The sequence below is a fragment of the Kitasatospora sp. NPDC059571 genome, assembly GCF_042735675.1.
Lineage (GTDB): Bacteria > Actinomycetota > Actinomycetes > Streptomycetales > Streptomycetaceae > Kitasatospora.
Genome location: NZ_JBHWBW010000340.1, coordinates 7,172 through 8,670 on the forward strand (window position 1 = coordinate 7,172; position 1,499 = coordinate 8,670).

Annotated in this window: 1 protein-coding gene; it reads left to right on the forward strand. The window is 73.7% G+C overall.

The window, feature by feature from the left end:
* Positions 1-158 precede the first annotated feature (158 nt).
* Complete coding sequence (mycP, locus tag ACFV0G_RS28645) at positions 159-1,472, forward strand: type VII secretion-associated serine protease mycosin (protein WP_380554162.1); 1,314 nt, start codon at positions 159-161, stop codon at positions 1,470-1,472.
* Positions 1,473-1,499 lie beyond the last annotated feature (27 nt).

The following is a 1,499-nucleotide window of genomic DNA, read 5'->3' on the forward strand; positions in this document are numbered from 1 at the left end:
CTGGCGACCGACAACAACACCCCGACCATCTGCAACTGGGGGGGCGCGGGGGCGGCGGTCGGGCGACGCGGGTGGGGGGGGGGGGTCCGGTGGGGCGCCCCCCCCACGCGCGTGGCGACACGCGCGCACGACATCAGGTGGATCAGAGGGGAAGACAGGTGTCGTTGGGTACGTTCCGCAGGGCGGCCGCGGCGTCCGTGGTCCTGGGGGTGGTCGGGGCGCTCGGTGCTGCCCCGGCGTACGCGGCCCCGGCCTCGCCGTCGCCGTCGCCCACGGCGGACCAGGGGGCCTCGCACTGGTCCCCGATCGGCATAGCCGCGGCCGGCGAGTGCAAGTTCCCGTCCGAGACCGTCCAGGGCACGCCCTGGGCGCTCCAGCGGGTCGTGCTGAGCGAGCTCTGGCGGCAGGGCCGCACGGGCGTGTTCGCGGCCGACACGAAGGACCGCAAGAAGGGCCAGCCGGTCAAGGTCGCGGTGATCGACACCGGCGTGGACAACCGCAACGGCCAGCTGCGGGACAACAAGGTCGAGGACGGCGGCTCGCTGCTGAAGGACCCGCAGTCCGGCCAGACCGGGAACGGCGTGACCGACACCGTCGGCCACGGCACCAAGGTGGCGGGCATCATCGCCGCCAACCCGGTCAGCGGCACCGGCTTCGTCGGCCTCGCCCCGGGCGCGGTCATCCTGAGCATCAAGCAGAACGACGACCAGGGCAACGGCAAGGTCCAGGACCTCATCGACGCCATCTACCGGGCGATCGACAAGCACGCCGACGTCATCAACATCTCGCAGGACGTGCGGGCGGACGGCGAGAGCAGCACCTTCGACAAGAAGGACGACCTGGAGAAGGCCGTCAAGGCGGCCGACGACGCTGGTGTGGTCGTCGTCGCCTCCTCCGGCAACGACGGCCGGGAGGGCGCCACCTACCCCGCCGGGTTCAAGACCGTGCTGGCGGTCGGCGCCTCGGACCGCAACAACGAGCGGGCGCCGTTCTCCGAGTACGGCGACTTCGTCTCGGTGGCCGCGCCCGGCGTCGACATGCTGTCGACCGTCCCGGCGGGCGGCCAGTGCGTGGACAACGGCACCAGCTTCTCGGCCCCGTACGTGGCCGGCGTGGCCGCGCTCCTCAAGGGCGCCCACCCGGACTGGACGCCGGCCCAGATCCGGGCCCGGATCGAGCAGAGCGCGCAGCGCACCGAGCGCGGCCGCAACCGCTTCGTCGGCTGGGGCGTGGTCGACCCGGTGAAGGCGGTCCAGGGCCCCGACGACCAGGACCCGGAGGTCCACGCGGACGCGCCGCTCAAGCTCGACAAGGTGCCGATCGTCGCCCAGCCGCTGGGCCTCGCCGAGACCCAGTCCGACCGCGACCGCCGCACCGGCACCTATGTGCTGGGCGCGGGCGGCCTCGCCGTCGCCGCGCTGGCCGGCGGGTCGGTCGTGCTCCGCGACTACCGGCGCCGCCGCGAGAGCTGAGCGCCGGAGCACACAACGCCGTCGGCC